The organism is Streptomyces sp. NPDC020845, assembly GCF_044334165.1.
Classification (GTDB): domain Bacteria; phylum Actinomycetota; class Actinomycetes; order Streptomycetales; family Streptomycetaceae; genus Streptomyces.
The window spans coordinates 64,884-87,995 of record NZ_JBIRSJ010000013.1 but is presented as its reverse complement, the minus strand read 5'-3'; the positions used below and the strand labels follow the sequence as shown (position 1 = coordinate 87,995).

Annotated in this window: 17 protein-coding genes and 3 pseudogenes; 9 read left to right on the top strand and 11 right to left on the bottom strand. The window is 72.1% G+C overall.

Annotation, left to right across the window (positions count from 1 at the left end; all coding sequences use genetic code 11):
- Positions 1-10: 10 nt before the first annotated feature.
- Positions 11-2,044, bottom strand: a complete 2,034-nt coding sequence (locus ACH4U7_RS32845) for a DUF6883 domain-containing protein (RefSeq protein ID WP_398531416.1) — start codon at positions 2,042-2,044, stop codon at positions 11-13.
- 122 nt (positions 2,045-2,166) lie between these two features.
- Positions 2,167-2,883 (bottom strand): hypothetical protein, encoded by a 717-nt coding sequence (locus ACH4U7_RS32840; RefSeq protein WP_398531415.1) that lies wholly within the window; start codon positions 2,881-2,883, stop codon positions 2,167-2,169.
- A gap of 105 nt (positions 2,884-2,988) precedes the next feature.
- On the opposite strand from ACH4U7_RS32840, the gene ACH4U7_RS32835 reads away from it, so the two are divergent.
- Complete coding sequence (locus tag ACH4U7_RS32835) at positions 2,989-3,735, top strand: SIR2 family NAD-dependent protein deacylase (RefSeq protein WP_398531414.1); 747 nt, start codon at positions 2,989-2,991, stop codon at positions 3,733-3,735.
- 15 nt (positions 3,736-3,750) lie between these two features.
- Here the strand turns inward: ACH4U7_RS32835 and ACH4U7_RS32830 are convergent, their stop codons facing one another.
- From ACH4U7_RS32830 to ACH4U7_RS32815, 4 genes are all read right to left on the bottom strand, one after another.
- Positions 3,751-4,932 carry a hypothetical protein gene (locus tag ACH4U7_RS32830; protein ID WP_398531413.1) on the bottom strand — a complete coding sequence of 394 codons (1,182 nt, stop codon included), beginning with the start codon at positions 4,930-4,932 and terminating at the stop codon, positions 3,751-3,753.
- The gene (locus tag ACH4U7_RS32825) at positions 4,929-5,477 is read right to left on the bottom strand and encodes a SigE family RNA polymerase sigma factor (RefSeq protein ID WP_398531412.1); all 549 of its coding nucleotides are present in this window, start codon (positions 5,475-5,477) and stop codon (positions 4,929-4,931) included. Before ACH4U7_RS32825 ends, ACH4U7_RS32830 begins: the two co-directional genes overlap by 4 nt.
- Before the next feature lie 100 nt (positions 5,478-5,577).
- Positions 5,578-6,099 (bottom strand): methylated-DNA--[protein]-cysteine S-methyltransferase, encoded by a 522-nt coding sequence (locus ACH4U7_RS32820; RefSeq protein ID WP_398531411.1) that lies wholly within the window; start codon positions 6,097-6,099, stop codon positions 5,578-5,580.
- Positions 6,100-6,172: 73 nt separating this feature from the next.
- Positions 6,173-7,645: an AlkA N-terminal domain-containing protein gene (locus tag ACH4U7_RS32815; RefSeq protein WP_398531410.1), complete on the bottom strand. Its 1,473-nt coding sequence runs from the start codon at positions 7,643-7,645 to the stop codon at positions 6,173-6,175.
- 164 nt (positions 7,646-7,809) lie between these two features.
- Here ACH4U7_RS32815 and ACH4U7_RS32810 point away from each other — a divergent pair, with 164 nt between their 5' ends.
- Genes ACH4U7_RS32810 through ACH4U7_RS32795 form a run of 4 tightly spaced genes read left to right on the top strand, consistent with a single transcriptional unit; the run spans position 7,810 to position 15,914 of the window.
- Positions 7,810-8,304 carry a CU044_2847 family protein gene (locus ACH4U7_RS32810; protein ID WP_398531409.1) on the top strand — a complete coding sequence of 165 codons (495 nt, stop codon included), beginning with the start codon at positions 7,810-7,812 and terminating at the stop codon, positions 8,302-8,304.
- 3 nt (positions 8,305-8,307) lie between these two features.
- A complete protein-coding gene (locus ACH4U7_RS32805) occupies positions 8,308-10,734 on the top strand; it encodes a trypsin-like peptidase domain-containing protein (protein ID WP_398531408.1) in 2,427 nt (808 codons plus the stop codon).
- Positions 10,728-11,711, top strand: coding sequence for an AAA family ATPase (locus ACH4U7_RS32800; protein WP_398531407.1), 984 nt, complete (start codon positions 10,728-10,730; stop codon positions 11,709-11,711). The genes ACH4U7_RS32805 and ACH4U7_RS32800 overlap by 7 nt, the downstream gene beginning before the upstream one ends.
- Positions 11,712-11,714: 3 nt before the next feature.
- On the top strand, positions 11,715-15,914 hold the full coding sequence (locus ACH4U7_RS32795) for an SAV_2336 N-terminal domain-related protein (protein ID WP_398531406.1): 4,200 nt from the start codon (positions 11,715-11,717) through the stop codon (positions 15,912-15,914).
- Here ACH4U7_RS32795 and ACH4U7_RS32790 read toward each other — a convergent pair.
- Positions 15,883-16,974, bottom strand: coding sequence for a hypothetical protein (locus ACH4U7_RS32790; protein WP_398531405.1), 1,092 nt, complete (start codon positions 16,972-16,974; stop codon positions 15,883-15,885). The two genes, ACH4U7_RS32795 and ACH4U7_RS32790, sit on opposite strands and share 32 nt — an antisense overlap.
- Before the next feature lie 131 nt (positions 16,975-17,105).
- Between ACH4U7_RS32790 and hemC the strand changes: the two genes are divergently transcribed.
- Both hemC and ACH4U7_RS32780 read left to right on the top strand, forming a co-directional pair.
- A complete protein-coding gene (hemC, locus tag ACH4U7_RS32785; RefSeq protein WP_398531404.1) occupies positions 17,106-18,041 on the top strand; it encodes a hydroxymethylbilane synthase in 936 nt (311 codons plus the stop codon).
- Positions 18,042-18,374: 333 nt separating this feature from the next.
- Positions 18,375-19,370 (top strand): annotated as a pseudogene (locus ACH4U7_RS32780) (alpha/beta hydrolase family esterase); the annotation flags it as partial.
- Here the strand turns inward: ACH4U7_RS32780 and ACH4U7_RS32775 are convergent.
- Positions 19,358-19,708 (bottom strand): annotated as a pseudogene (locus ACH4U7_RS32775) (amino acid transporter); the annotation flags it as partial. The pseudogenes ACH4U7_RS32780 and ACH4U7_RS32775 overlap by 13 nt on opposite strands.
- A gap of 1 nt (position 19,709) precedes the next feature.
- On the opposite strand from ACH4U7_RS32775, the pseudogene ACH4U7_RS32770 reads away from it, so the two are divergent.
- Positions 19,710-20,164: pseudogene (locus tag ACH4U7_RS32770) on the top strand (APC family permease); the annotation flags it as partial.
- Positions 20,165-20,268: 104 nt separating this feature from the next.
- On the opposite strand, the gene ACH4U7_RS32765 reads toward ACH4U7_RS32770, so the two are convergent.
- The 3 genes from ACH4U7_RS32765 to ACH4U7_RS32755 are packed head-to-tail and all read right to left on the bottom strand — an operon-like array spanning position 20,269 to position 22,708.
- Complete coding sequence (locus ACH4U7_RS32765; RefSeq protein ID WP_398531403.1) at positions 20,269-20,550, bottom strand: hypothetical protein; 282 nt, start codon at positions 20,548-20,550, stop codon at positions 20,269-20,271.
- A complete protein-coding gene (locus ACH4U7_RS32760; RefSeq protein ID WP_398531402.1) occupies positions 20,547-21,149 on the bottom strand; it encodes a SigE family RNA polymerase sigma factor in 603 nt (200 codons plus the stop codon). The genes ACH4U7_RS32765 and ACH4U7_RS32760 overlap by 4 nt, the downstream gene beginning before the upstream one ends.
- A complete protein-coding gene (locus ACH4U7_RS32755) occupies positions 21,146-22,708 on the bottom strand; it encodes a sodium:solute symporter (RefSeq protein WP_398531401.1) in 1,563 nt (520 codons plus the stop codon). Before ACH4U7_RS32755 ends, ACH4U7_RS32760 begins: the two co-directional genes overlap by 4 nt.
- A gap of 166 nt (positions 22,709-22,874) precedes the next feature.
- On the opposite strand from ACH4U7_RS32755, the gene ACH4U7_RS32750 reads away from it, so the two are divergent.
- Positions 22,875-23,093: a DUF3311 domain-containing protein gene (locus tag ACH4U7_RS32750; protein ID WP_398531400.1), complete on the top strand. Its 219-nt coding sequence runs from the start codon at positions 22,875-22,877 to the stop codon at positions 23,091-23,093.
- Positions 23,094-23,112: the final 19 nt, after the last annotated feature.

The following is a 23,112-nucleotide window of genomic DNA, read 5'->3' as shown; positions in this document are numbered from 1 at the left end:
CTGCCTCTGATCAGGGGAAACTGAGTGTGACAAACCGGGTCGCACCCGTCTCGGCGTCGACAATCCATGCGGTCCGGACCGTCATGGTCCCATTTGGTCCGGACAGCTCGACGTCCCGGATCCATCGCTGCCCGTATTGGTCGCCCTTCCCGGGGTGAGCTCCGCCACGCTGCACTTGGTCCATGATCTGGTGCTTGACCTCAGCGGTGTCCTCTTGACCCAGTCCGGTCCTGGACTTGATGACGCGTGCCTTGTTCTTGCCGACCGGATGTTCCGGGTTGAGCGCGTACTCGGTCAGCTTTCGGTCATCGAACGCCGCGTCCTTGAAGTCTGGTCCCTGCTCTCCCGTCCCCTGCTGTTCCTCCCCGGAGCCGCGGCTCACCCCTTCTCCCGGCTGTCCGGCACCGGACGAAGCGGCCATCAGGACAACACCGAGGGTGCCTAAGGCTGCCGCGTTGACGACCACCTCGCCGGTCCCCACGCCCACCAGGACGAGGCCCCCGCCGGACGGGAAGAGGGCCAGGAAGGACAGCAGAATGAGGGCGAAGCCGAGATAGGCCAGAAGGTTGTTGAGGGCTTCCAGGAGGTGGAGATTACGGATCACGGGTTGGTCTGGTTCCATGCCTTCCCGAAGGCGCAGCAGCAGGAGTACACCCGCCACCAGTCCACCTGCCGCTATCCAGGTCCTGAAGCGGACGGCGGTCAGGGTCTCGCCAAGGGCGATCGTGCGGGTCGCCCGCCAGGTGCGCTGCAGCATGAAGAACTGGAAGCCGAGCCAGAGCAGTCCGGCCATACCGAAGGCCATCAGGATGGACAGACCGTTGTCCGAGGCGAAGCGTTCCTGGAGGTCCGCCGCGGCCGGGAAGGAGCCCAAGCCCAGGAGGATCAGCGAGGGGAGTGCGAGAGCCAGGGAGATGAGCATGAACCACAGGCGGCGCCAGTCCCGTACTGATCCGGCCGCCTGGCGCACGGTGCGCAGAGTGACGTACCGCCATGCGTGTTCGTGGTTGGAGGCATCAATCTGCCTGGTAGTCCGGACGACGGCATGGTACAGGGAACCGGCGCCCGGGTGCGGAGGGCGGGCGGCCGCGTACAGCAGGGCGCGGCGCATGCGGGCGAAGCGCAGCGCGATCAGGGCGGTCCAGGGCACCCGCCACACGGCGAACCCCGCCAGCGCCCCAAAACCGGAATGCCCGGCCTGTTCCGCATGGAGCAGAACGCCGGATACCGCGCGCTTACTCCGGCGTATCCTGCGTAGATCGATGGCCGCCGCGACCGCCAGGGACACGAGCGGTACGGCCCACAGCATCCCGTCGAGGGCGTCGAGGAGCGAGGTCGCATCGCGATCGGTGGAGTGTTGAGCAGCGTAGTTGCTGAGCATGTGGTGTGCGGTTGGGGCCGCTACCAGGGGCAGGCAGAGGAAGCGGAACCAACCGCGACCGCGCACGAGCACTCCGATGCCGAGCGCGGCCAGAGCGGTGTAGACGAGATGCGGGCTGGTGCTCGCCTCTGGGGTGAAATCGCCAAGCTCGAGCGTGCCTTGCGGGGCGGGGAACCACGCGGACAAGACTTGTTCCGGGCCCGGTATGTAAGGGGCTTGGAGACTGTCCGGGATGGCCCAGCCACCGGCCGGATGCGAGATCGCTCGGTCCGCGTCCAGCCCGAACCGCGCCATCGCCTCCAGCAATCCAAAGCCCGCCCCCAGCCCCGCCCCGAGAACCACGTAGTCGCTGAGGCCCCACTGCCGGGCAATCCTGACGTTGCATGCGGCCAGCAGTAGCGGAGTGAGCTTGATGAGTTCCTCGATGACCGGATCGATCGTGTAACTCGCGGTGTCCACGACCGTCGCCAGCGATTCGCCGGTCATGTCCGCCTCGATCCGCGTGTACGCGAGCTCCAGCAGCGCTGCCACGACACCACAGCCGTACACGCCGAGCGGAATCGCCAGCAGTGCGGTGGAGACACGCACCGACCGCGTCGGCGACGCCAGCGCCACGAGCTGCACCACTCCATAGACGGTCGCGGCCACCATGAGTAACGCCACGCCTACTCCCCACTCGCGTGTGTGCAGCAGAGGTTAGGGGAGGGTTGGGAGGTTGTGCCAGGTGGTTTATCCGCAGATCGACGACCTGATGACTCAGACACTGGCCGGCGCGCCGGCAGCGATCACCGGTCCACCGCGTCCCACGCGTCGCCCAGCCAGCTGTCGTGGCTGTCGAGCAGTGCGAGGAGCGACGCGGTCACGCGCTCGTCCCATCCGTCCGCCACCGCGTCGAGCACGAAGCTGTCCCCCACCCCGCTGTGGTAGTCGAGGACGACCCGGTCCCCCGCGCGCCACTTCGTACGGCGCGGCATACGCGCGACGTCGCCGCTGGCCGCGATCAGGCTGCCGACCATGATGACCACCTGGATCGGGGAGATCAGCCACCACACGCCCCACCAGAAGGGGCGCCCCTTGAGCCCGATGACGGGCTGTGCCCCGGCCGGCTGGACGGTCCAGCGGGTGCGGATCCTGCCACCCTTCATGGCCGGTTCGCGGGTGATGAGGGCCAGGGGCTCGCCGGCAGCGCCCAGCACCTCGTAGGTGGCGGGGCCGCCCTTGGCCGCCGACTTGGTCACGACCTGGGCGAACACCTGCGTACGGTGCGGGTCGGCCCAGAGGGTGAAGGCGCGGACGCCCTGTTTGCGGGCGGCGCGGTACTCGTTGTGGCCGCCGCCGGGCGGAAGCCGCCGCTCGGGGAAGGCCACGGTCCGTATCGCCTCCCCGCCCTCGGGGTGGGGGCCGTCGGAAGTGCGTATCTCCAAGGTGACGCGCCCGTCCTGGGGCGGTGGATCGCCCTTTCGCCGCACGCTCGTATCGCTCAGCCACACAGACCGCGTCATCTCGAACTCTCCGCCTCCGCCGCGCCGATCATGTTCGAAGGCGGACTTTACCGCTCCGAATAAACGCGCTCGCCGCCGTCCGTACCCGGTGCGTACGCTCGCCCCATGAGCACCGAAGCGACGCGCCGACCGCTCGTGGCGATCCTGAGCGGGGCGGGCATCTCCACGGACTCCGGGATCCCCGACTACCGCGGCCCACAAGGACTGTGGCGGCGCGATCCAGAAGCCGAGAAGCTGGTGACGTACGAGTACTACATGTCCGACCCGGACATCCGCCGCCGCTCCTGGCAGATGCGGCGGGACAGCCAGGCGCTGCGCGCCAAGCCGAACCGGGCGCACGAAGCCGTGGCGCGGCTGGAGCAGTCGGGCACACCGGTCCGAGTGATCACGCAGAACGTGGATGGGCTGCATCAGCTCGCCGGGCTCCCCGCGCGCAAGGTCCTGGAGCTGCACGGCACGGCGCGGGCCGTGCAGTGCACACGTTGCAAGGCGCGCTCCGAGATGGCGGAGGCCCTGGAGCGGGTGGCGGGCGGCGATCCGGACCCGGCGTGCCTGGCCTGCGGCGGGATCCTGAAGTCGGCCACCGTGATGTTCGGGGAAAGCCTCGATCCGGAGGTGCTGACGGGCGCGGTCGCGGTGGCGAAGGCGTGCGAGATCTTCATCGCGGTCGGCACCAGCCTCCAGGTCCAGCCCGCGGCCTCGCTCACCGGGATGGCCTCGGAGTCGGGCGCCCGGCTGATCATCGTCAACGCCGAGCCCACGCCGTACGACGAGCTCGCGGACGAGTTGATCCGCGAGCCCATCGGCACGGCCCTGCCCGCGCTGCTGGAGCGCATCGCGGCGGAGGGGTGATACGGAGGCGCCCGGTCAGCGGCGGGTGATCAGCGGCTCCCAGTCCTGGGGGGTGTCGCTGTAGCGGTAGCCGCTGAGCGGGATCTCGATACGCCCGGTGGGGTCGGTCAGCACCAGCCGCTCGCCCATGCCGCGCTGGCAGTTGTGATCCGGCCGGCAGTCCCAGCGCACCAGGCGGCCGTTGTCGGCCCAGGCGAGTGTCATGCCCCCGTACTCCGCACCGACTGTCCGGTGGGTCCGCGTCTCCTTCACGGTCGCCGTCCAGCCGTCGCCCACCGTGTAGTAGCGGCCGTCCGGCGACAGACCCGCGGGGGGCGCGTCCGGGCCCTCGTACGAGGGCGTCTTGTTGCTCGGCCGCCCTTCCAGGTCGTACCAGGTCTCCATGGCACCGCCCGGCGGCAACGGGACCAGCAGCAGCTTGCCGTCCCGATTCCACCGCACGTCAAGACGGCCGGACGAGATGAGCGCCTTGCTGGTGTCGACGCCCATCGGGTGATACCGCGTCTGACTCGAGGCGACATCGACCAGGTAGTAGCCGGTCCTCACGGGGGCCGTGTGCTCGTCGCCGGAGCCGGACAAGGCCTCGCTGTCCGGGTAGCCGCTGTACGTGGTGACCACCAGCCGCTTTCCGTCCGGCGACCACTGCACCCCGCCCGCCTTGTGCTTCAGCGGGATCCACTTCGTCACCTCCCCGGTGGCCAGATCGAGGATCCCGACCCGGGACGCGGGCAGTGTCTTCTCCAGCACGGCCGCTCGCCGCATCCCGGGGGCGACATCCAGCCAGCCCCAACGCGTCTTCTCGTACGCTTGCGTCCCGGGGTCGTACAGATACCAGGTGTACGTCGTCCGTTCGACCCCGTCCTGTTTCCGGGTCTTCCGGTCCGCCTGATACGCGGACACCGCGACACCCCCGGCGGCGATCAGATGGCGCGGCGGCGACTCCTCCGGGTGCGCGGACACGTCGTTGGGCATCCGTTGCCCCGGCCCCGAGCGGCCCGCCTGCCCGCTCTCCGCCAGCACCGGCACCGCCACCCCGCCCACCAGCAGCGCGAAGGCGGCGGCCGCCACCGTCACCGCGGTGGCCCGGCGCCGGCGGCGGCGCAGCAGGGCCCGGCCGGCCAGGTCGGGCCGAGCCGGGGCCGGTGTCTCCTCGGCCCATTCGCGGAGGGTGTCCCGCAACAGCTGGTCAGCGTTCACTTCCACACCTCCGCAGGTGAGTTACCGAATTCGGGGCCACGGGAGACGGCGCCGGGAGCCAACTCCGGTACGAGCTTGCGCAGTTTGGCCAGCGCCCGGTGTGTCGTACTGCGAACCGTGCCCACCGAGCAGCCGAGCAGTTCGGCCACCTCCCCTTCGGGGCAGTCCTCGAAGTAACGCAGCACCAGCATGGAGCGCTGACGCGCCGTCAGCCCGGCGAGGGCCCGGCGCAGCTGGATTCTCAGCTCGGCCGCGCCCGTGGCGTCCTCGCGCCCGGCGGCGTCGGGGAGTTCGGCCACCGTGGTCTCGCGGCGCGTGCGCAGCAGCCGCCACAGGCTCACCTGCTGCCGGTAGAGCACCTGCCGCAGATACGCCTCGGGGTTCTCCAGCCTGCCCCAGCGCCCCGCCGCCTTCGCCAGCGCCGTCTGCAGCAGGTCCTCGGCGGCGTGGGTGTCGCCGCCGGTCAGGAGGGTCGCCGTGCGCATCAGCGCGGGCGAGCGCGCCGCGACGAACTCGCGGAAGCGGCGCTCTTCCTCGTCATTCATGGTTCCCCGTGATCGGTCGTCTTCGTCTCGCGGTCGTCTGTCACCTCCTTGGACGTGTGCGGGGGCGCTCCGCTATGCCGGGTCCGTCAAAAAGGCTCCGTCAAAAAAGTTGGAGACCCGGCTGCCGCCCCCGCGCCTCGAACTCCAGCAGCTGCCGCTTGCGGTCGAGCCCGCCGCCGTAGCCGGTGAGGCTGCCGGTGGAGCCGACCACGCGGTGGCAGGGGACGATGATGCCCACCGGGTTCTTGCCGTTGGCCAGGCCCACGGCGCGGGAGGCGGTCGGCTGGCCGAGGCGGTCGGCGAGCTGTCCGTACGAGACGGTCTCGCCGTACGGGATGCGCTGCAGCTCGGACCAGACGCGGCGCTGGAACGGGGTGCCGGACAGCCGCAGCGGCAGGTCGAACTCGGTCAGCTCGCCCGCGAAGTAGCGGCGCAGCTGGCGGATGGTCTCGGCGAACGGGGGCTCGTCGGGGTCGCCGTGGGCGCCGAAGGTCTCCTCGGCCGGGCGGTGGCGCTGGTCGGTCATATAGAGCCCGGCCAGGGCGGTTTCGTCGGCGGTTTCGTCGGCGACGAGGGTGAGCTGCCCGTACGGGCTGTCGATGACGGTGTGGGTGCGGGACATGCTGGGTTTTCTCGATTCCGGGTTTCTTACGGTGCGGGTTTCTTACGGTGCGGTTTCTTACGGTGCGGGTTTCCTACGATGCGGGCAGGTAGTTGATCGGGTGATCGCCGGTGGCCCACAGGTACTGGACGGCGTACGCGCGCCAGGGCCGCCAGCGGGTCGCGTACCGGGTCAGCGCCCCCGGGGTGGCGGGCAGCCCCAGTTCGGCGGCGGCGTGCCGCACCCCGAGGTCGGTCGGGAGAAACGCGTCCGGGTCGCCCAGCGCGCGCATCGCGATGACCTCGACGGTCCACGGCCCGATCCCGGGCAGCTCGGCCAGGCGCGCCCGCGCCTCGTCCCAGTCGCTGCCGACGCCGAGTGCGAGGCGGTCCGAGGCGAGCGCGTCGATCAGGCCGAGGAGCGTGGCGCGGCGGGTGCGCGGCATGGCCAGCGCCTCGGGGTCGAGGCCCGCCAGGGCGCGCGCGGTCGGGAAGAGATGGGTCAGCCCGCCCGACGGGTCCTCGACCCGCTCACCGTGTGCGGCCACCAGCCGGGCCGCGTGCGTACGGGCCGCCGCCGTGGACACCTGCTGCCCGAGCACCGCGCGCACCGCGAACTCGTCGGCGTCCACCGCACGCGGCACCCGCCGCCCCGGCGCCTTGTCGACCAGCGGCGCCAGGTCGGGGTCGGTGCGCAGCAGCTCGTCGACCGCGACGGGGTCGGCGTCCAGGTCCAGCAGCCGCCGGCATCTGCTGATCGCCCCGGCCAGGTCGCGCATATCGGTGAGGGACAGCTGACAGCCGATGTGGTCCGGCTCCGGGCGCAGTGTCACGACCCCGTGTCCGTACGGCAGCCGCAGCGTGCGGCGGTACGCGCCGTCGCGCCACTCCTCCACCCCGGGCACGGCGGTGGCGGCCAGGTGGCCGAAAAGGTTGTCCGGGCACAGCGGCGCCCGGAACGGCAGCCTCAGGGTCAGCGCGCCCGGCGCGGCGGAGCGCCCGCCGCGCTTGGCCCGCTGCCGCAGCTCGGTGGGCGACAGCGCGAACACCTCGCGGACGGTGTCATTGAACGCCCGGATGCTGGCGAAGCCGGCCGCGAAGGCGATCTCCGCCATCGGCAGCCCGGTGGTCTCGATGAGCAGCCGCGCGGTCTGCGCGCGCTGCGCCCGGGCCAGGGCGAGCGGACCCGCGCCGAGCTCGGCGCGCAGCTGCCGCTCGATCTGGCGCGTGCTGTACCCGAGGCGGGCGGCGAGACCGGGCACCCCGTCGCGGTCGACCACCCCGTCGGCGATCAGCCGCATGGCGCGGGCGACCAGGTCGGCGCGCTCGTTCCACTGCGGCGAGCCGGGGCTGGCGTCGGGGCGACAGCGCTTACAGGCCCGGAACCCGGCCTGCTGGGCGGCCGCCGCGCTCGGGTGGAAGCGCATGTTCTCGGGCTTGGGGCCGACGACCGGGCAGCTCGGGCGGCAGTAGATGCCGGTGGTGACGACGGCCACGAAGAACCAGCCGTCGAACCGCGCGTCCTTGGCCTGGGCGGCGCGCAGGCAGCGGTCGGTGTCGGTATGCATGGCTCAAGCATCGGCCATCGGAAGGCCCCTGGCTCGCGAGAATCCGACATCGACGTCTGGGGGGGGCGGAGGTGGGTCCGCGGGTGTCGCGGGTGTCCACTCACCCCGCCGGGCCACGGCATATTGGCGCGAAAGGGCAGTCCAGAGGCGCTGTGATCGGCATCATGGAAGGTGTGACGGACTACGCCGAAATAGTGCTTGCCGACGACACCTCCGTACGCCTGGAGCTGGCCCCCGTGGGCACGGCCCCCAGCGGCGGACCCGGCGGCGAGGCGGGGGGACCACGGCCCGGCAGACCGGGTGGGATCGGCGGGGTGGGCGGGGTGACCCCGGTGGGGCGCGGTTCGCGGGCCGCGGCGGCGCTGGCCACCGACGCGCTGCGGACGGTGCTGCGGCCGCTGGGCCCGCTGCTGCAGGAGGTGCATGACGCGGTGCGCGCCGCGCCGAACCCGCCGCATGAGATCAATGTGCAGTTCGGTGTGCAGGTGGGACAGGACCTCAAGCTGGGCATCGTGGGCGCCAACGGGCAGGCCAGCCTGACCGTTTCGGCCACCTGGCAGTTGTCGGAGGAAATGGGCACGGGGGCGGGCGGCCCGGACGGCGGTTCCGGTTCCGGCCCGGGTTCCGGCGCCGGTTCCGGTTCCGGCCCCGCCGCCTGAGCCATGGGGTGGTTCCACACCCACGGGCCCGCCTCACGGCCCGCGGTATCCGTCCTGGCCGGGGCCGACGGCGAGCCCGCCGGCTCCGCCGTACTGCTGCCCGGACAGCACCTGCTGACCTGCGCGCACGTCGTCAACAGCGCCCTGGGCAGACCCGACTTGCTGGCCCCTGCCCACCCGGGCCCGGTCGCGGTACGGGTGCGGATCATCGCCCGGGAGATCACCGTCGAGCGCGAGGCCGAGCTGACGGCCTGGATCCCGCCGCGGTTGGACGACGGCGGACTCGGGGGCTACGAATGGAACGGCGATCTCGCGGTGCTCCGCGTGGCAGGCGCGCTGCCGCCCGCGTTCCAGCCGCCGCCCTGGCACCCCATGGCCAAGGAGCAGCGGGTCCGCGCCTGGCACGGCAGCGGGGAGCCAGGGGTCTTCGCCGACGCCGAGGTGACCAACTGCGACGGCAGGTTCGGCTACTTCGACGGCGGCGACCGCTCCCTGGACATCGAGCAGTCCTACAGCGGCGGCCCCCTGTGGACGAACGACGAGAGCGTCGTCGTCGGGCTCGTCACCGCGAAGCTGGCTATTCATGGGGGTCCCGTGCGCCGCGCCTGGGGCATCCCCTGGCAGCGCGTCCGGCGGGAGCTGGACGACAAGGGTCTTGCCCATCTCACCGCCGCTCCCGAGGACGGCGTACGCGACCACCCCGCCTACTGGGAGCTGGTCACCCTGCTGGACAGGCCGCTGCCGACGGTCGGTGGCTGGGCGCGCTGCGGGCAGGCCGTCGCCCGCCAGTGCGGCCTCGGCCACCACGCCGACGGGGCGCCGTCGGCCGAGGAGCTCGCCCGGCTGCTGCTCACCCAGGAGCGGGCGCTGCCCGCCCTGGTGGAGGCCGTTCGCTTCACCGCGCGGGACCTGGCGGACGAACTGCTGGCCGTGGCGCGCTCGCACAACCTGTCCCGGCTGCTCTCGCCCCAGGAGTTCAAGCGGCTGGTCGCGCTGCTGGACGCGCTGCCCGCCCCCGCGGCGGCCCGCATCCCCGCCGCCGTACGGGCGGCGCTGCCGCTGGCCGCCGTGCCCGCCACCCTGCTGAACGGTGGCGGGAGCACCGCCGCGCTCGTCGAGCATCTGGAGACCCTGCACGGCGACAGCCCGCCCGCCCCGCGCGGCGGCATGGCCGTGCCTCGGCTGCTGCGCGCCGTCGAGTACGTGGCGGCGCCCTGCTTCCGGGCCAATGAACCGAGCACCGGGGTGGACCAGCTGGCGGCACTGCGACATTGGTGCGCCCGGGTCGCCGATCGGCTCGGCGTGCACGGGACGGCCCTGCGGGACCGGCAGGCGGACGCCGCGGACTGGGCGAAGAAGTGGCAGCACACCCCGCCGCGCGTACTGGTCGAACTGCGCGCGCTGCCCGCTCGCGACGACGGCGCTCGCGACGACGGCCCCGAGCGCTACCGCATGCGGCTGTGGTGCGACGACGGATCCGGCCCGCAGCCGGTCTCGGAACAGGACCAGCGGCCGCGTGCGTCCGGCGAAGTGGCCCGGGAGATCCTGGCGGTCGTCGGTTCGCTGCGCCGGGGGGACGGGCTGCTTCCCGTCGTCGAGCTGATCGTGGACCGCGACTCGCTGGAGCTCCCCCTCGACGACTGGGAGGACCCGGACCAGCCGCTGCCGCGGGTGCTCGGCGCGGAGTACCCGGTGGTGGTCAACTGCCCCGAGCTGCGCGAGCGGGGCGGCGAAGGGATCCTGTCCGACTGGCGGGAGCGGTGGCGGCGGCTGGACAGCGAGGAGCCGCTGCACATCGATGACGAGGCGGCCGAAAGCACGCGAGCCCTGTACGGGCTGCTGATGGAGCGGCGGTTCGCCGGGCGGGCGCACATCGTGGCGTCGCGGCAGCGCCGTTCCGCCGCCGTGCAGACGTGTCTGGCCGCCGGTGTGCCCGTGGTGCTGTGGGACCGCGGCGACAAGCCCGGGTCCCCTGTCCTCGACCATCTCACCGATCCGCGCGGGCATCTGCCCGAGCAGGTACGGATCTACCGGACCATGGCGCTGCAGCGGCCCTTGACCTGCCCCGGCCGCCCGGTGCTGGCCTGGGCGGACCCCGATCTGCTGCCGCCGGAGGGGGCGGGGCGGCCGGTGCTGGGGGAAGACTTCGATCGGCTGCCCACAGGGCTGACTGTGAACGAAGCCAGTTCGGCGGTGGCTTCCAGCAGGATGCGCGACGAGTCCGAGCACCTGTTGACCGTCGTACAGGGCATTAATTCGCTGGGCCAACCGCGGTTGCCGAACACCAACGCGACGCCGCCGGACGCTGACGCGCCGCCACCACCGAACACCGGCCCGCCGCTGCCGAACGCCGGCCGGCCGCTGCCCGTGCTGGAGCTGGCGGACCCGACCGACTTTGACGACCCGGAGGATGAGGAATTCGTATGGTGACCACGTACGACGGCTGGCGGCTGTTCCACGGAGACGGCCAACGGCGCCCGGTCGACGAGATGCCGCCCGCCCCGCCCTGGCGCACCTTCGGCACGGTCGCGCCCGACGGCGGCCCGGACGGTGACACGGCGGACGGCCCCGCCCCCGCCCGGCCGTATCTCATCTCGCCGGAACACGCCGACGTGGTGAACGCCGCGCTGCATCTGCGCCGCCCGTTGCTGGTCACCGGCCACCCGGGGACGGGCAAGTCCTCGCTGGCGCGCGCCATCACGCATGAGCTCGACCTGGGCGAGGTGCTGCACTGGCCGGTCAACAGCCGCTCCACCGTGCAGGACGCGCTCTACCGCTACGACGCGATCGGCCGGCTGCGCGAGACCGCGCTCAGCCGCGACCGCGGGGACGCCGAGCCGCCCCTGGGCAGCTTCGTACGGCTCGGGCCGCTCGGCACGGCGCTGGTGCCCGGCGAGCGGCCCCGTGTGCTGCTGGTGGACGAGCTCGACAAGGGCGACGTGGATCTGCCGAACGACCTGCTGACGGTCTTCGAGGAGGGCGAGTTCGAGATCCCGGAGCTGGCCCGGCTGCCCGAGGAGCAGTCGGTGGTCGACGTGCTCACCGAGCGCGCGGAGGAGCGGGCCACGGTACGGCGGGGGCGGTTGCGCTGCCAGGAGTTCCCCATCGTGGTGATCACCAGCAACGGCGAACGGGACTTCCCGCCCGCCTTCCTGCGCCGCTGCGTACGCCTGGAGCTGCCCACCCCCGACGAGGCCAGGCTGCGGGAGATCGTCACCGCGCATCTGGGCGAGGACGCGCTGGACGACGTCGACCGCCTGCTTGAGGCGTTCCTCAGCCGCCGTTCCGCCCGCCAACTGGCCACCGACCAGCTGCTGAACGCGGTGTTCCTGCGCGCGAGCGGCGTGGACCTGCCGGCGGACGGGCTGCTCGACGCGGTGCTGCACCGGCTGGGCGGGGTGGTGTGACCCGTGGCGAGGGGAGGGCGGACCGGGCGGCGGCCGGAGGCGCTTGGGCGGCTGGATGACGCGCTCGCGATCCTCGCGGACAGCGGTGCGCAGCTGTCCCAGGAGCAGCTGCTCGACGCGCTCTGGCTGGCCACGCGGCTGCCCGCGGGGGCGGCGGGGGCCGGGGCGGCAGGGGCGGGGGCGCCGCTGGAGCGCGCCCGTACGACCCCGGCCGCTCCCTCCCCCGACACCACCTCCGACGCCGCCCGAGCCGCCTCCCCTGCCCCCGCCGCCCGGCCCCGTCCCTCCGTACCCGCCGCCTCGCCGACGCCACAGCAGACGCCGTCACAGCAGACACCGTCACGACAGAGCAGGCCCGGCGGCAGTACGAGGGGTCTGTACGGCGCGATCGAGCCGCCGCCCGCCCCCAACGCTCCCCCGCCGCCCACCACCCGCCGCGCGCTACCGCTGCGGGTGCCGGAGGCCAAGGCGCTCCGCGCCGAGCTGCCCATCGGGCGGGCGCTGCGCCCGCTCAAGCAGTACCGGCCCAACCCGCTCAAGCGGGAGGTCGACGAGGTCGCCACCGCGACGGCGCTCGCTGAGACCGGCCTGCCCGACGTGATCACCCGACCGGCCCGCGAGCGCTGGCTTGACCTGGCGCTCCTCGTCGACGACGGGATGTCCATGCTGCTGTGGCGGCGGCTCGCGGTCGAGCTGCGCGCCCTGCTGCAGCGTGCGGGCGCCTTCCGCGTCGTAAGGGTCCTGGGCCTGCACACCCGGGGCGCCGACGCGCCCGTGCTGCGCGCCAAGCCGTACGTCCCCGAGGCGCCCACCCTGCCCGTCACGGCGGTGTCCGACCCGTCGGGCCACACGCTGGTGCTGGTGCTGAGCGACGGGGTGGGCGCGGCGTGGCGCGACGGCCGGATGTCCGCCGTACTGGAGCGCTGGGCGGGCCTCGGCCCGACGGCCGTGATGCACGCCCTGCCGCCACGCCTGTGGGAGGGGTCCGGGATCCGTGCGCAGCGCTGGCAGGTGCGTACCCGCAGGCCCGGTTCACCGGGCGCGGACTGGACGGTCACCGACCCCGTACTGCCTCCGCAGCTCGCGCGCTTCGACGGCGTCCCCGTACCCGTACTGGAACCGGACGCCGGGCCCCTGGCCGACTGGGCCCGGCTGACCGCCTCCGCGAGCGGCACGGCCGTACTCCCGCTCCTGGCCCCGCCGCGCCCGCGCCGCCCGGCCGCCACGCCGTCCGCCCCCGCCAGGCCCGGGGACGACCTGAGCCGTCTCATGCGCTTCCGGGAGGCCGCCTCCCCCGAGGCGTACCGCCTGGCGGCCCACCTGGCCGCCGTCGCCCCGCTGCCGGTGCCCGTGATGCGGCTGGTGCAGACGGCGGTGGAGTGGCAGGCGGATACGGGGCACCTGGCCGAGGTCTTCCTCGGCGGGCTGATGCGCCCGGCCGAGCCGCCGCTCTCGGCCGGCCCGGGGCCCTTCCCGCCCCAGCAACGCCCCTTCACCTTCACCGACACCGTCCGGCGCGCACTGCTCGGCGCCGTGCCGCTGCCCGAACTCAACGAGACCCGCGAGCTGATCGGCCGCCGCCTGAAGGAACTCGCGGGCAACTCCCCCGACTTCCCGGCCTGGCTCGCCCACCCGTCCGGTGCCGACCGCCTCCCGGCACAGGCCCGGCCCTTCGGCACGGTGGAGCAACGGCTGGCGGCCCGGCTGGGCGCGACCTTGCCGATCAGCCCCACCCGTTGGCGCCGCTGGCTCCCGCCGACGCCCCAGGACCCGCGCACCATCGGTCCGTACACGCTGCGGCTGGCCGACCACACGGGATTGCGCGTCACCGCCTACCTCGGCGAAGACGTATACGGCGACCAAGCCATCGTCCAAACGGCCCGCGATCGGCGAGGCGCAGAGGCCGCCGCCCTGCTCGGCGTGCAGGCAGAGGCGCTGCGCCGGATGGACGGACGGTATGCGCGCACCCTGCTGCGGGAGCACCTGCACGGCGAGATGCCGTGGATCGCCGAAGAGCCTTTCATCCTGGACCGGCTGGACGACAACCTCCGCGCGGGCACCGACCGCTGGACACCGGAGGCCGCCTTCGCACTCGCCCGGCAACTCGTGGACGCCGTGCGCGTATGCGCCGCGGAGGGCATGGTGCACGGCGACCTCACCGCCAGCACGGTGAATGTGGCCGATGGGGACCTCATCTTGACCGGCTGGTCGTCTGCCTGCATCGACGGCGTGCCGTCCCCTGCACGCGCGGACGGGCACCCGCCGACCCCCGAGGACAACGTCCGGGCGCTGGGAGACATCCTGCTGTGCCTGGGCGGCGGAGGATGGTCGCGTCGTGCGGGCAACGTGTACCACATGTCCCGCTGGGGCGCCACCCGCTGGAGACCGATCCGGGATGTGGTGATGGCGTGTCTCGAGATGCGCAACCGGCCGACGGCGCAGGAGGTCTGGGAGGTCTTCGAACGGTTCGATCCTGCCGATGATCAGGCGTCCACCCCCATGCCATGGTCTCTCCGGGAGCGGCGGGGCCACGGCTGGGTCCCGCTGTCGGACACCGACCCCCAGTCGCTCGGCCCGTACACCCTGCAATGCCACGTCCGCACCCGCGGCGGCACGAACGCGTATCTGGGGCGCGGTCCGGACGGGGAATACGCCGTGCTGCGCACGGTGGACCAGGAGTCCGGCCGACCAGGCGTACTCGCCGAGCTGAGCTCGGTAGCGGAGGCGCTGCGCCGAATGGACGGGCGCTATGCGCCGAAGCTGCTGGGGCAGGACCTCGAAGCCGAACCACCGTGGATCGCGGAGGAACATGTCCTCACCTCCGACGGCGGCCTGGCCCGCACCCTGACCGCCCTGCTCTCGGACGGCACGGCCGACAATTGGGACGCGCGGACGGCAGCCACGATCGGCATGCACGTGGCCGAGGCTGTGAGCCTGTGCTCAGCCGAGGGGATGGTGCACGGCCGTCTGACGACGGATACGGTGCTCGTCGCCGACGACACGGTGAAGCTGGTCGGCTGGCAGACGGCGATCACCGACCGACATTTGCGGCGTTGGGTCACGCGTCGCTGGGCCGAGGATGTCTTCGCTCTCGGCGAGATCCTGATGGCCCTGGGAGGCGGTCGGCCGACCACCCGCGAGCGGCACGGGGTCAACACCGCAGTGGACGCGCGTACTCAGGCCGGGACCTCCACGAGACAGCCCGTCGATGTCGATTGGGCCGGGTCCCGGTGGGCGGGGGCAGTCTGGGAGCCGCTGCGTGAGATGGTCGTCTCGTGCTTGTTCAACCCGCACCGGGACCCTCCGACGCCGCGCGAGGTCGCGGATGTCTTCGGCCTGGTGATCGCGCGGACCGCGCCGGGCTTCGGGGCGGGTGCTGATGGGCCGGAGAGCGAGCGCCGACTCCCTCGCATGCCTGGGTCGGCTCTTGGCCGCGGCGGACCTCTCCGATCCCACCACCGCATCGCGGTGCTCGGCCTGCGCGGGGGCACCGAAGCGGCCAAGACCACCGTCGCACTGGGCTCGGTGTTCGCCGAAGCGCAGCTGGACTCCGTGATCGCGGTCGACGCCAGTCCGGACCCGGGCAAGCTGATCCAGCGCTCACAGCGGGAGAGCGCGCGGCTGCGGGATCCGGACCCGCTGCTGTCAGGTCTCCGTCCCCGCGACGAGCTGCGGTGGTTCACCTCTCGGACCCCCGACGGCCTCGAAATTCTCTCCGCGAACCGCACTCCGGTCGCCAACCCCATCGACGACATGGGCTACCGGCACATCATGGACGCGCTGAGCGAGCGGTACCGGCTCGCGCTCACCCACGTGCGAGCGAGCCCCGGCACCGGGGAGTTCACATTGCCCGGAGTCTTCGACCTCGCCGATCAATTGGTCATCGTCTGGTCGGCGGAGAACGGCGCAAGGCCGACCACCGCAGACGCTGCCTGGATCACCGCACAGGGCCACGCGGAACTGCTGCGCCGCAGCATCGTCGTGATCACGGGGACGGACAACTTCAACCCGCTTGAATACACCGAGCTCTTCCCCCACGGCGAGTGCCGCGCCAAGATGGCGATCCCGTACGACCCCCGCCTGGCAAGCGACCAGCAGATGGATCTCAGCGCCCTGCCCGCGAAGGTCCTCGCCGCGTACCGCGACCTGGCCGCCCTCCTCGCCGAGGGCTTCACCCCACCGGACGCCGGTCCACCGGCGTGAGCGGGGTACGGATGGCCACCGCCGTGCGGCGCGCACCGGACCAGGGGGCCGGGACGGCGTCGATGTCCTTCGCCAGGCGGTAGGCCAGCGGCTCGTAGTTGACGCGCCAGCCGCGGAAGTGGGGCCAGGCGTCCTCGGGGGTGCGCTCCATCGGATAGCCCTGTTCGGCCATCCGGGCCACGCCCCGCAGGAAGTCCTCGTAACCGAGCAGGAGCGGGTCGTCCGGGCGGGGGTCGTGGTCGTACGCGATACCGCGTATGTCGGCGAGGTCGCGCAGGCAGACGAAGCCCGCCCGTAGCGCCATCCGGACCTCGGCGGGCGGCTGGGACGGGTTGAAGGCCAGCCGCAGGGCCGCGGCGTCCATGATGGCCAGCAGGGCGATCAGCCAGTTGCGGCCGGGTTTGGGGGACCGGAACTCGATGAGGACCGGGTAGGTGGTGTGGCTCTCGCTCACCTCGGCGCTCCACCGCTCCCAGTTGCGGAAGAGTTCGGTGAGGCTGTCCAACAGCTCGACCTGGGCGTAGCGGGCCAGGATCTCCGGCCCCCAGGGCGGGCTTCCGGCGCGCGCCTCCAGCAGGGTGACCTCGGTCTCCCGGCGCTGGTAGGCGCCGTACAGCGTGGGCAGGAAGCCGACCTGGAGGCCGACCACGATCGGGCCGGTGGCCGCGGCGCAGAAGTCGATGGCGGTCAGGGTGGCGCGCTTGCTGCTGGCGAAGCCGAGCGTGAAGAGGGAGGAGCCGGCCTCGGTGAGCGCGGTCTTGGGGCCGAAGCCGCTGACCGCCGCCTCCAGCAGGGCGTAGCCGAGCATGAAGGAGATCAGCCAGCCGATCAGGGTGACGACGATGGCCACCGGGGCCACGGGCGCGAGCACCCGGTCCTGGGCCTCGGCGGTCGGCAGCCGGTCGGCCACCAGCTGGAACGCCCGGCGCACCACGCGCTGGACGATCAGGCTGAAGCTGGAGCGGGTGGGGCGGGGGATGACCAGCGTGCGCAGCACCGAGGAGAAGATCCCGAGCACGACGACGGCGCCGAGGATGCCCAGCAGTACCCGCACCGCCACCGCAGCTCCGTCCCTTTCCCCATCCCGTCGTTTTCCGGGCCAGTGCTCTCACCAGCGCGGACGGAGGAAGCGTACGGGGGCGCCACCGGCCGGTGCCGGGGGCGCGCTGCGGAGGGCCTATGGTGTACGCCATGTCGTCCACCGACCTCATCCGCATTGTCTCCCGCTCCTCCCCCATGGCCCTCGCACAGGTCGAGCGGGTCCGCGCCGAACTGGCCGCGCTGCGTCCGGGCGTCCGTACCGAGGTGGTGCCGGTCACCACGTCCGGCGACCGGTGGATGGGCGATCTGTCGGCGCTCGGCGGGAAGGGCGCGTTCACCAAGGAGGTCGACGCGGCGCTGCTGGCGGGCGAGGCCGATCTGGCCGTGCACTGCGTCAAGGACATCCCCGCCGACCGGCCGCTGCCCGCGGGCACGGTCTTCGCGGCCTACCTCAAGCGCGACGACATCCGCGACGCGCTGGTCCACCCCGGCGGGTTGACGCTCGATCAGCTGCCGGAGGGCGCGCGCATCGGCACCTCGTCGGTGCGGCGCGTGGCCCAACTGGCCGTCTCCCACCCGCATGTGGAGTGCGTGCCGATGCGCGGCAACGCCAACCGCCGCCTGGAGAAGCTGGACGCGGGCGAGTGCGACGCGCTGCTGCTGGCGGTGTCCGGGCTCGAGCGCATCGGCCGTACGGACCGGATCAGCGAGATCCTGCCCGTCGAGACGATGTGTCCGCCGATCGGGGCCGGGGTGCTGGCGCTGCAGTGCCGCGAGGACGACACCGCGACCATCGACGCGGTCTCCGGGCTCGGCGACGCCGACGCCTGGAAGGAGATCACGGCGGAGCGCATGCTCCTGCATGTGCTCCAGGGCCACTGCAACTCCCCCATCGCGGGCTACGCCCGGGCCGAGCGCGACGGCCGCCTCTCCCTGCGCGCCCGTGTGTTCAGCCCGGACGGCAAGACGGTGCTGGACGCGCACGAGTGGGCGGGCCCGCTGGACCCGGCCACGCTCGGCACCTCGGTGGCGGTGGCCCTGCTGCGCCAGGGGGCGCGCGAGGTGATCGACACCATCCCGCACTGAGCGGCAGTGACTGTGCGGTGAATTGAGGACAAGGACACGCCGTGCCGTCGGCGTGTCGCCGTCTCGGACTCACCGCAAACTCAGGGGCTGGACGCGCATGCCAACCGTATGAGCGAACCAACATGAGGGGCCGCCATACGAGACGACACAAGAGTGTTGGCCCCCTCCATGACGCGAACCGGCTTCCGAATTCACCATCTCGTCAGGCAGGCGGTCCAGCCTCGACGGGCGGGCACCCGATCGCATCTCCTGGCCCCACGCCGGGACTGCTGTGCGGTATCGCTTGCCACCGGAAAGCGCCGAACCTCTGTCGACGTCGAGTCTGGAGCCGTCATGCCCCCCCCCACAACCCGATCCAGCCCCGTCCAAGTCCTCCGCCGGTGTCTGGCCACTCTTCTCGCAACCACCCTGCTCGCGCTGGGCGGACAGATCGCTGCCCAGCCCGCCGAAGCGGCGTCGCTGAACCAGGTCACCGGCTTCGGCTCCAACCCCGGCGACCTGGCGATGTACAGCTACCTCCCCGACACCCTGCCGTCAGGGGCGCCGCTGGTGGTCGCCCTGCACGGGTGCACGCAGAGCGCGAACGACTACTACAGCCACTCCGGGTGGTCCAAGTACGCGGACCTGTACGGATTCGCGCTGGTCTTCCCCCAGACCAACAGCTCCAACAACCTTGCGTCCTGCTTCAACTGGTTCCAGCCGCAGGACTCTCGCCGGGACCAGGAAGAGGCGCTGTCCGTCAAGCAGATGGTCGACTACGCCAAGGCCCACTACGGCATCGACCCCAAGCGCGTGTACGTCACGGGACTCTCGGCGGGAGGCGGGATGACCGCGGACCTGCTGGCCGACTACCCGGATGTCTTCGCGGCCGGTGCGATCGATTCGGGGCTGGCCGCGCAGTGCGCTACGGACACCAGCAGCGCCTCTTCCTGCCAGTACACCCCTACCAGCAAGACGCCGCAGCAGTGGGGCGACCTTGTGCGCGGCTCCGCCCCCGGGTGGAACGGGCCCTGGCCTCGGGTCGCGATCTGGCAGGGCACGAGCGACCCGACGGTGATACCCGCCAACGCGAACCAGTTGCGTGACCAGTGGACCAACGTGTGGGGCATCAGCCAGACCCCTTCCGGCACCACGAACCTGCCCGGCGGGACCACCCACGAGGTCTACAACGACGCCGACGGAAAGCCGGCCGTGGAGACCTACACCATTTCCGGCATGGGGCATGGCCTGGCGGTCAGCCCCGGCAGCGGAGAAGACCAGTGCGGTGCCACCGGCGCCTACTTCCTGAGTTCCATCTGCTCGTCGTACTACACCGCGACCGCGCCGGGCCCGTTCGGCAGGAAGCCGCCGTGCGCGGTGAGGTTGGAGAAGCCGGACGCGGGGTGGTCGGATCCGGGCAGCAGCCCGAAGATGGCGAGGCCGCCGATCACGATGAACGCGACGATGGCGACGACCTTGATGCCGGCGAACCAGAACTCGAACTCGCCGTAGGAGCTGACCGAGGCCAGGTTGGTGGCGGTAAGGACGATCAGGGCCCAGCCCCATTGCGGGACCGCGGGGATCCAGCCGGCCAGGATCTTGGCCCCGGCGGTCGCCTCGACCGCGATCGTCACGACCCAGAAGAACCAGTACAGCCAGCCGATGGTGAAGCCGGCCCAGCGGCCGAGCCATGTGCACCCCGCGCGCCGTACGCCGACCAACGCGATCGTCACCTTCACCGTCACCGCGCTGCTGATCATCGCGGGCTGGGGTCTGGGGCATGTGCTCGGGGACGGCGGTCGGATGAACCCCGTGGTCTTCTTCGCCGAGTCCTCGAGCCTGGGCGCCATCCTGATCCTGCTGGTGTACCTCGCGTCCAACATCGCGCTGCCGCTGTACTACCGCCGCTACCGTCCGCAGGAGTTCCGGACCGTCGGCACCTGGTGCTGCCCGCGCTCGGCACCCTGGCCATCCTCGTCCCCCTCTACTACCTGGCCAAGCCCGGCCAGCCACCGCCGTACAGCTGGTTCCCGTACGCGGCGCTGGCGGCTCTGCTCGCCGCCGTCGGCTACGCGACCGTCCTGGTCCGACGCGACCCGGGGCTGACCGATCGGGTGGGGTCGATCGTCGCCGACGCGGAGTGAGCACGGGATTCCGGACAGCGAACTTCCGCAACGCGCCAAGGGGACGATCCGACAGTCACTGAGGTTCTCTCGGCGAAAGCGGTGGGAAGGCAGCCTTCGTCATATCAGCCCGACCCGCCGGCGACCGCCCCCGCGGCGCCGGAGAAGATCACGCCAGGGCCCGTGGGGGCCTGGTTGAGGACCCACAGGCCGATCAGCGTGGCCAGGGTGAAGACAACGGCGATCAGCACGGCGAGGATGAGCCTGCGCCGGCGCTCGCGGCGCAGCCACTCGCCACGGGCCGTGCGATAGGCGTCGGGCGTGGCAGGTACCCCCACTCCGTCCGCCATGGCGGCCAGGGCCTTCTGCAGTTCCTTCTCGGTCCGCTCCGGACTGGTGCCGTTCATCGCCGGCCCTCCATCGTCTGGGTCAGGGCGGCGAGGCCGCGTGCGGTGTGTGTTTTGACCGAGCCGCTGGAGATGCCCATCGCGACGGCGATCTCTTTCTCCCTCAGCCCGAGCCAGTGGCGCAGGACGAGTGCCTCGCGCTGCCGGGTCGGCAACTGCTGAAGCGCGTCGATCAGCACCCGCTGGTCGTCGTGGAGGATAGCGGTGCTCTCGGCGGAGGCGACGACCTCGTCCGGCGGGTTCTCCACGTGCCGGCGGGCGACCTTCAGGTGACGTATGCGCATCCGGGTCAGATTGCACACCGTGGAGCGCAGATACGCCTCCGCCGCCTCGGCGTCCCGCAGCCGCTGCCATTTCCGGTAGATCTGGTAGTACGCCTCGGCCACCACGTTCTCCGGGTCGTCGGCACCGAGCAGGACGGCGAGGCGCAGCATCGAGGCGTAGTGCAGCTCGAAGAGGCGAGCGACGCCGGCCTCGCGTTCCGGGTCGGCGGGGTCGCCCACCACGGGGGCGAGGGTCTCGGGCGGAGCCGGCGGTCGCGGCACCGGCAGCGGAGTGCTGGTCGGCACCGGCAAGGGGGTGCTGGTTCTGCGTCTCATGGGTTGTTCGCTTCCGTCTCGAGGTGGCGCCTGAGAGTCAGGCGGGACGGCAGGTCGGTCGCGTCGACGCCGCGCGGGACGCCGAGACGTTCGAGGACGGCGGTGCCGGCCACGGCGACGGTCAGATTGAGCAGCAGGGCCGCGAGCCCGGCGTAGATCTCCAGTGGCTGCCCGCCGATGCCGAGGGGGACGACGGACGAGAACCCCTCCCGCACCACCATGAACGACCCGGCCACCATGCCCACCGCCCACCCGGCCAGCAGCGCCCGCGGATGCAGCCGACCGGTGAAGAGGCCGACGGCGACGGCGGGGAAGATCTGCAGAATCCAGACGCCGCCGAGGAGCTGGAGGTTCACGGCGTCCTGGTCGCGCAGCCCGAACACGAACGCGACAGCGCCGACCTTCGCCGTCAGCGACACCGCTTTGGCGATCCGGACCTGCCGCTTGGGTGTGGCGGTCGGCTGGACGTACTCGACGTACACGTTCCGTACGAAGCCGGTGGCCGCCGCGATCGACATCACGGCGGCCGGGACCAGCGCCCCCACCGTGATCGCGGCGAACACCAGCCCGGCCAGCGGGGCCGGCATGAGCCGGTCGACCAGCATCGGCACGGCGGACTCGGCGCCGCCCTCCGGCGCCCGCACCCCCGCCGCGAGAGCCGCGATGCCGAGGAAGCCGAACAGCGCGAGCAGCGCCGTCCAGGCGGGCAGGGCCACGGAGACCTTGCGCAGAGTGCGCGGGCCGTCGGCGGCGAAACCGGCGGTGAGCACGTGCGGGTACATGAGCAGGGCCAGCGCGGAGCCCAGCGCGAGCGTGGCGTAGGCGGCCTGCTGGGCGGGGGAGAGGAGGAGGGCCGAGTGGGCCGTGTCCGTACCGCCGAGCCTGCGTGCCGCCCGGTCGAAGACCGCGCCGGGCCCGCCGAGCCGTTCGAGGACCAGCCAGCAGACCGCGGTGAGGGAGAGGAACACGGCCACCGCCTTGAGCGCCGAGATGACGGCGGGCGCGCGCAGCCCGTGCCGGTACGTCGCCACCGCCAGCCCCGCGAACAGCGCCACCATCACCAGATCACCGGCCGCCCCCCGCGGGTAGACGCCCCCGGCAGTCAAGACCGCGCGTATGCCGAGCAGTTGGAGCGCCAGATACGGCATCGTGGCCAGTATCCCGGTCAGTGCGACCACCAGCGCCAGCGGCGGCGAACCGTACCGCCCGCGCACGAAGTCGGCGGCGGTGACGTAGCCGTGCCGGCGGGCCACCGTCCACAGCCGGGTCAGCAGGACGAAGGCGAGCGGGCAGACGATCACCGTGTACGGCACCGCGAAGAAGGCGGGCGCCCCGTTGCCGTACGCCAGTCCTGGTACGGCGGTGAAGGTGTAGGCGGTGAAGATCGTGCCGCCCAGCAGCAGCCAGGTCCACACGGGGCCCAGGCTGCGGTCGGCCAGCGCCCAGCCCTCCAGGGACGGTAGCCGGTCGCTCGGGCGCAGGCGGCGCGCGGTGACGGCCAGCAGCGACGCTCCGCCGATCACGGCGAGGAACGTCGCGGTCATGGCGCCATCGGCCATCGGGTCACCGTCCTTGGTGTGCCTGTCCTAAGGGATGGTTGCGCGAACGGCCGATTCGGATGACCGGGAGCCGCCAGGAAATCTTCTGGAAATTCGCTGTCAACCACTTTGGGCGGGTGGGCAACTCTTGCACAGACCGACAGTGAGGGGGAGAGGAGCGCAGGTCATGGCACGGACAGGTCACCACCGGCTACGGAACATCGCCGTCGCCGTGCTGCTTCTGGCCCCCGCGGCAGGGCTGCTGTGGGTCCCCTGGTACGCCGGTGCGAGCCCGCGGCTCGCGGGGACGCCGTTCTTCTACTGGTACCAGCTCGCCTGGGCACCGGGATGCGGCCTCTGCCTGCTCGTCGCGTACACGCTGACCCGCGAACGCCGTCGCCGCTGATCCACCCGCAGGTCCCGCC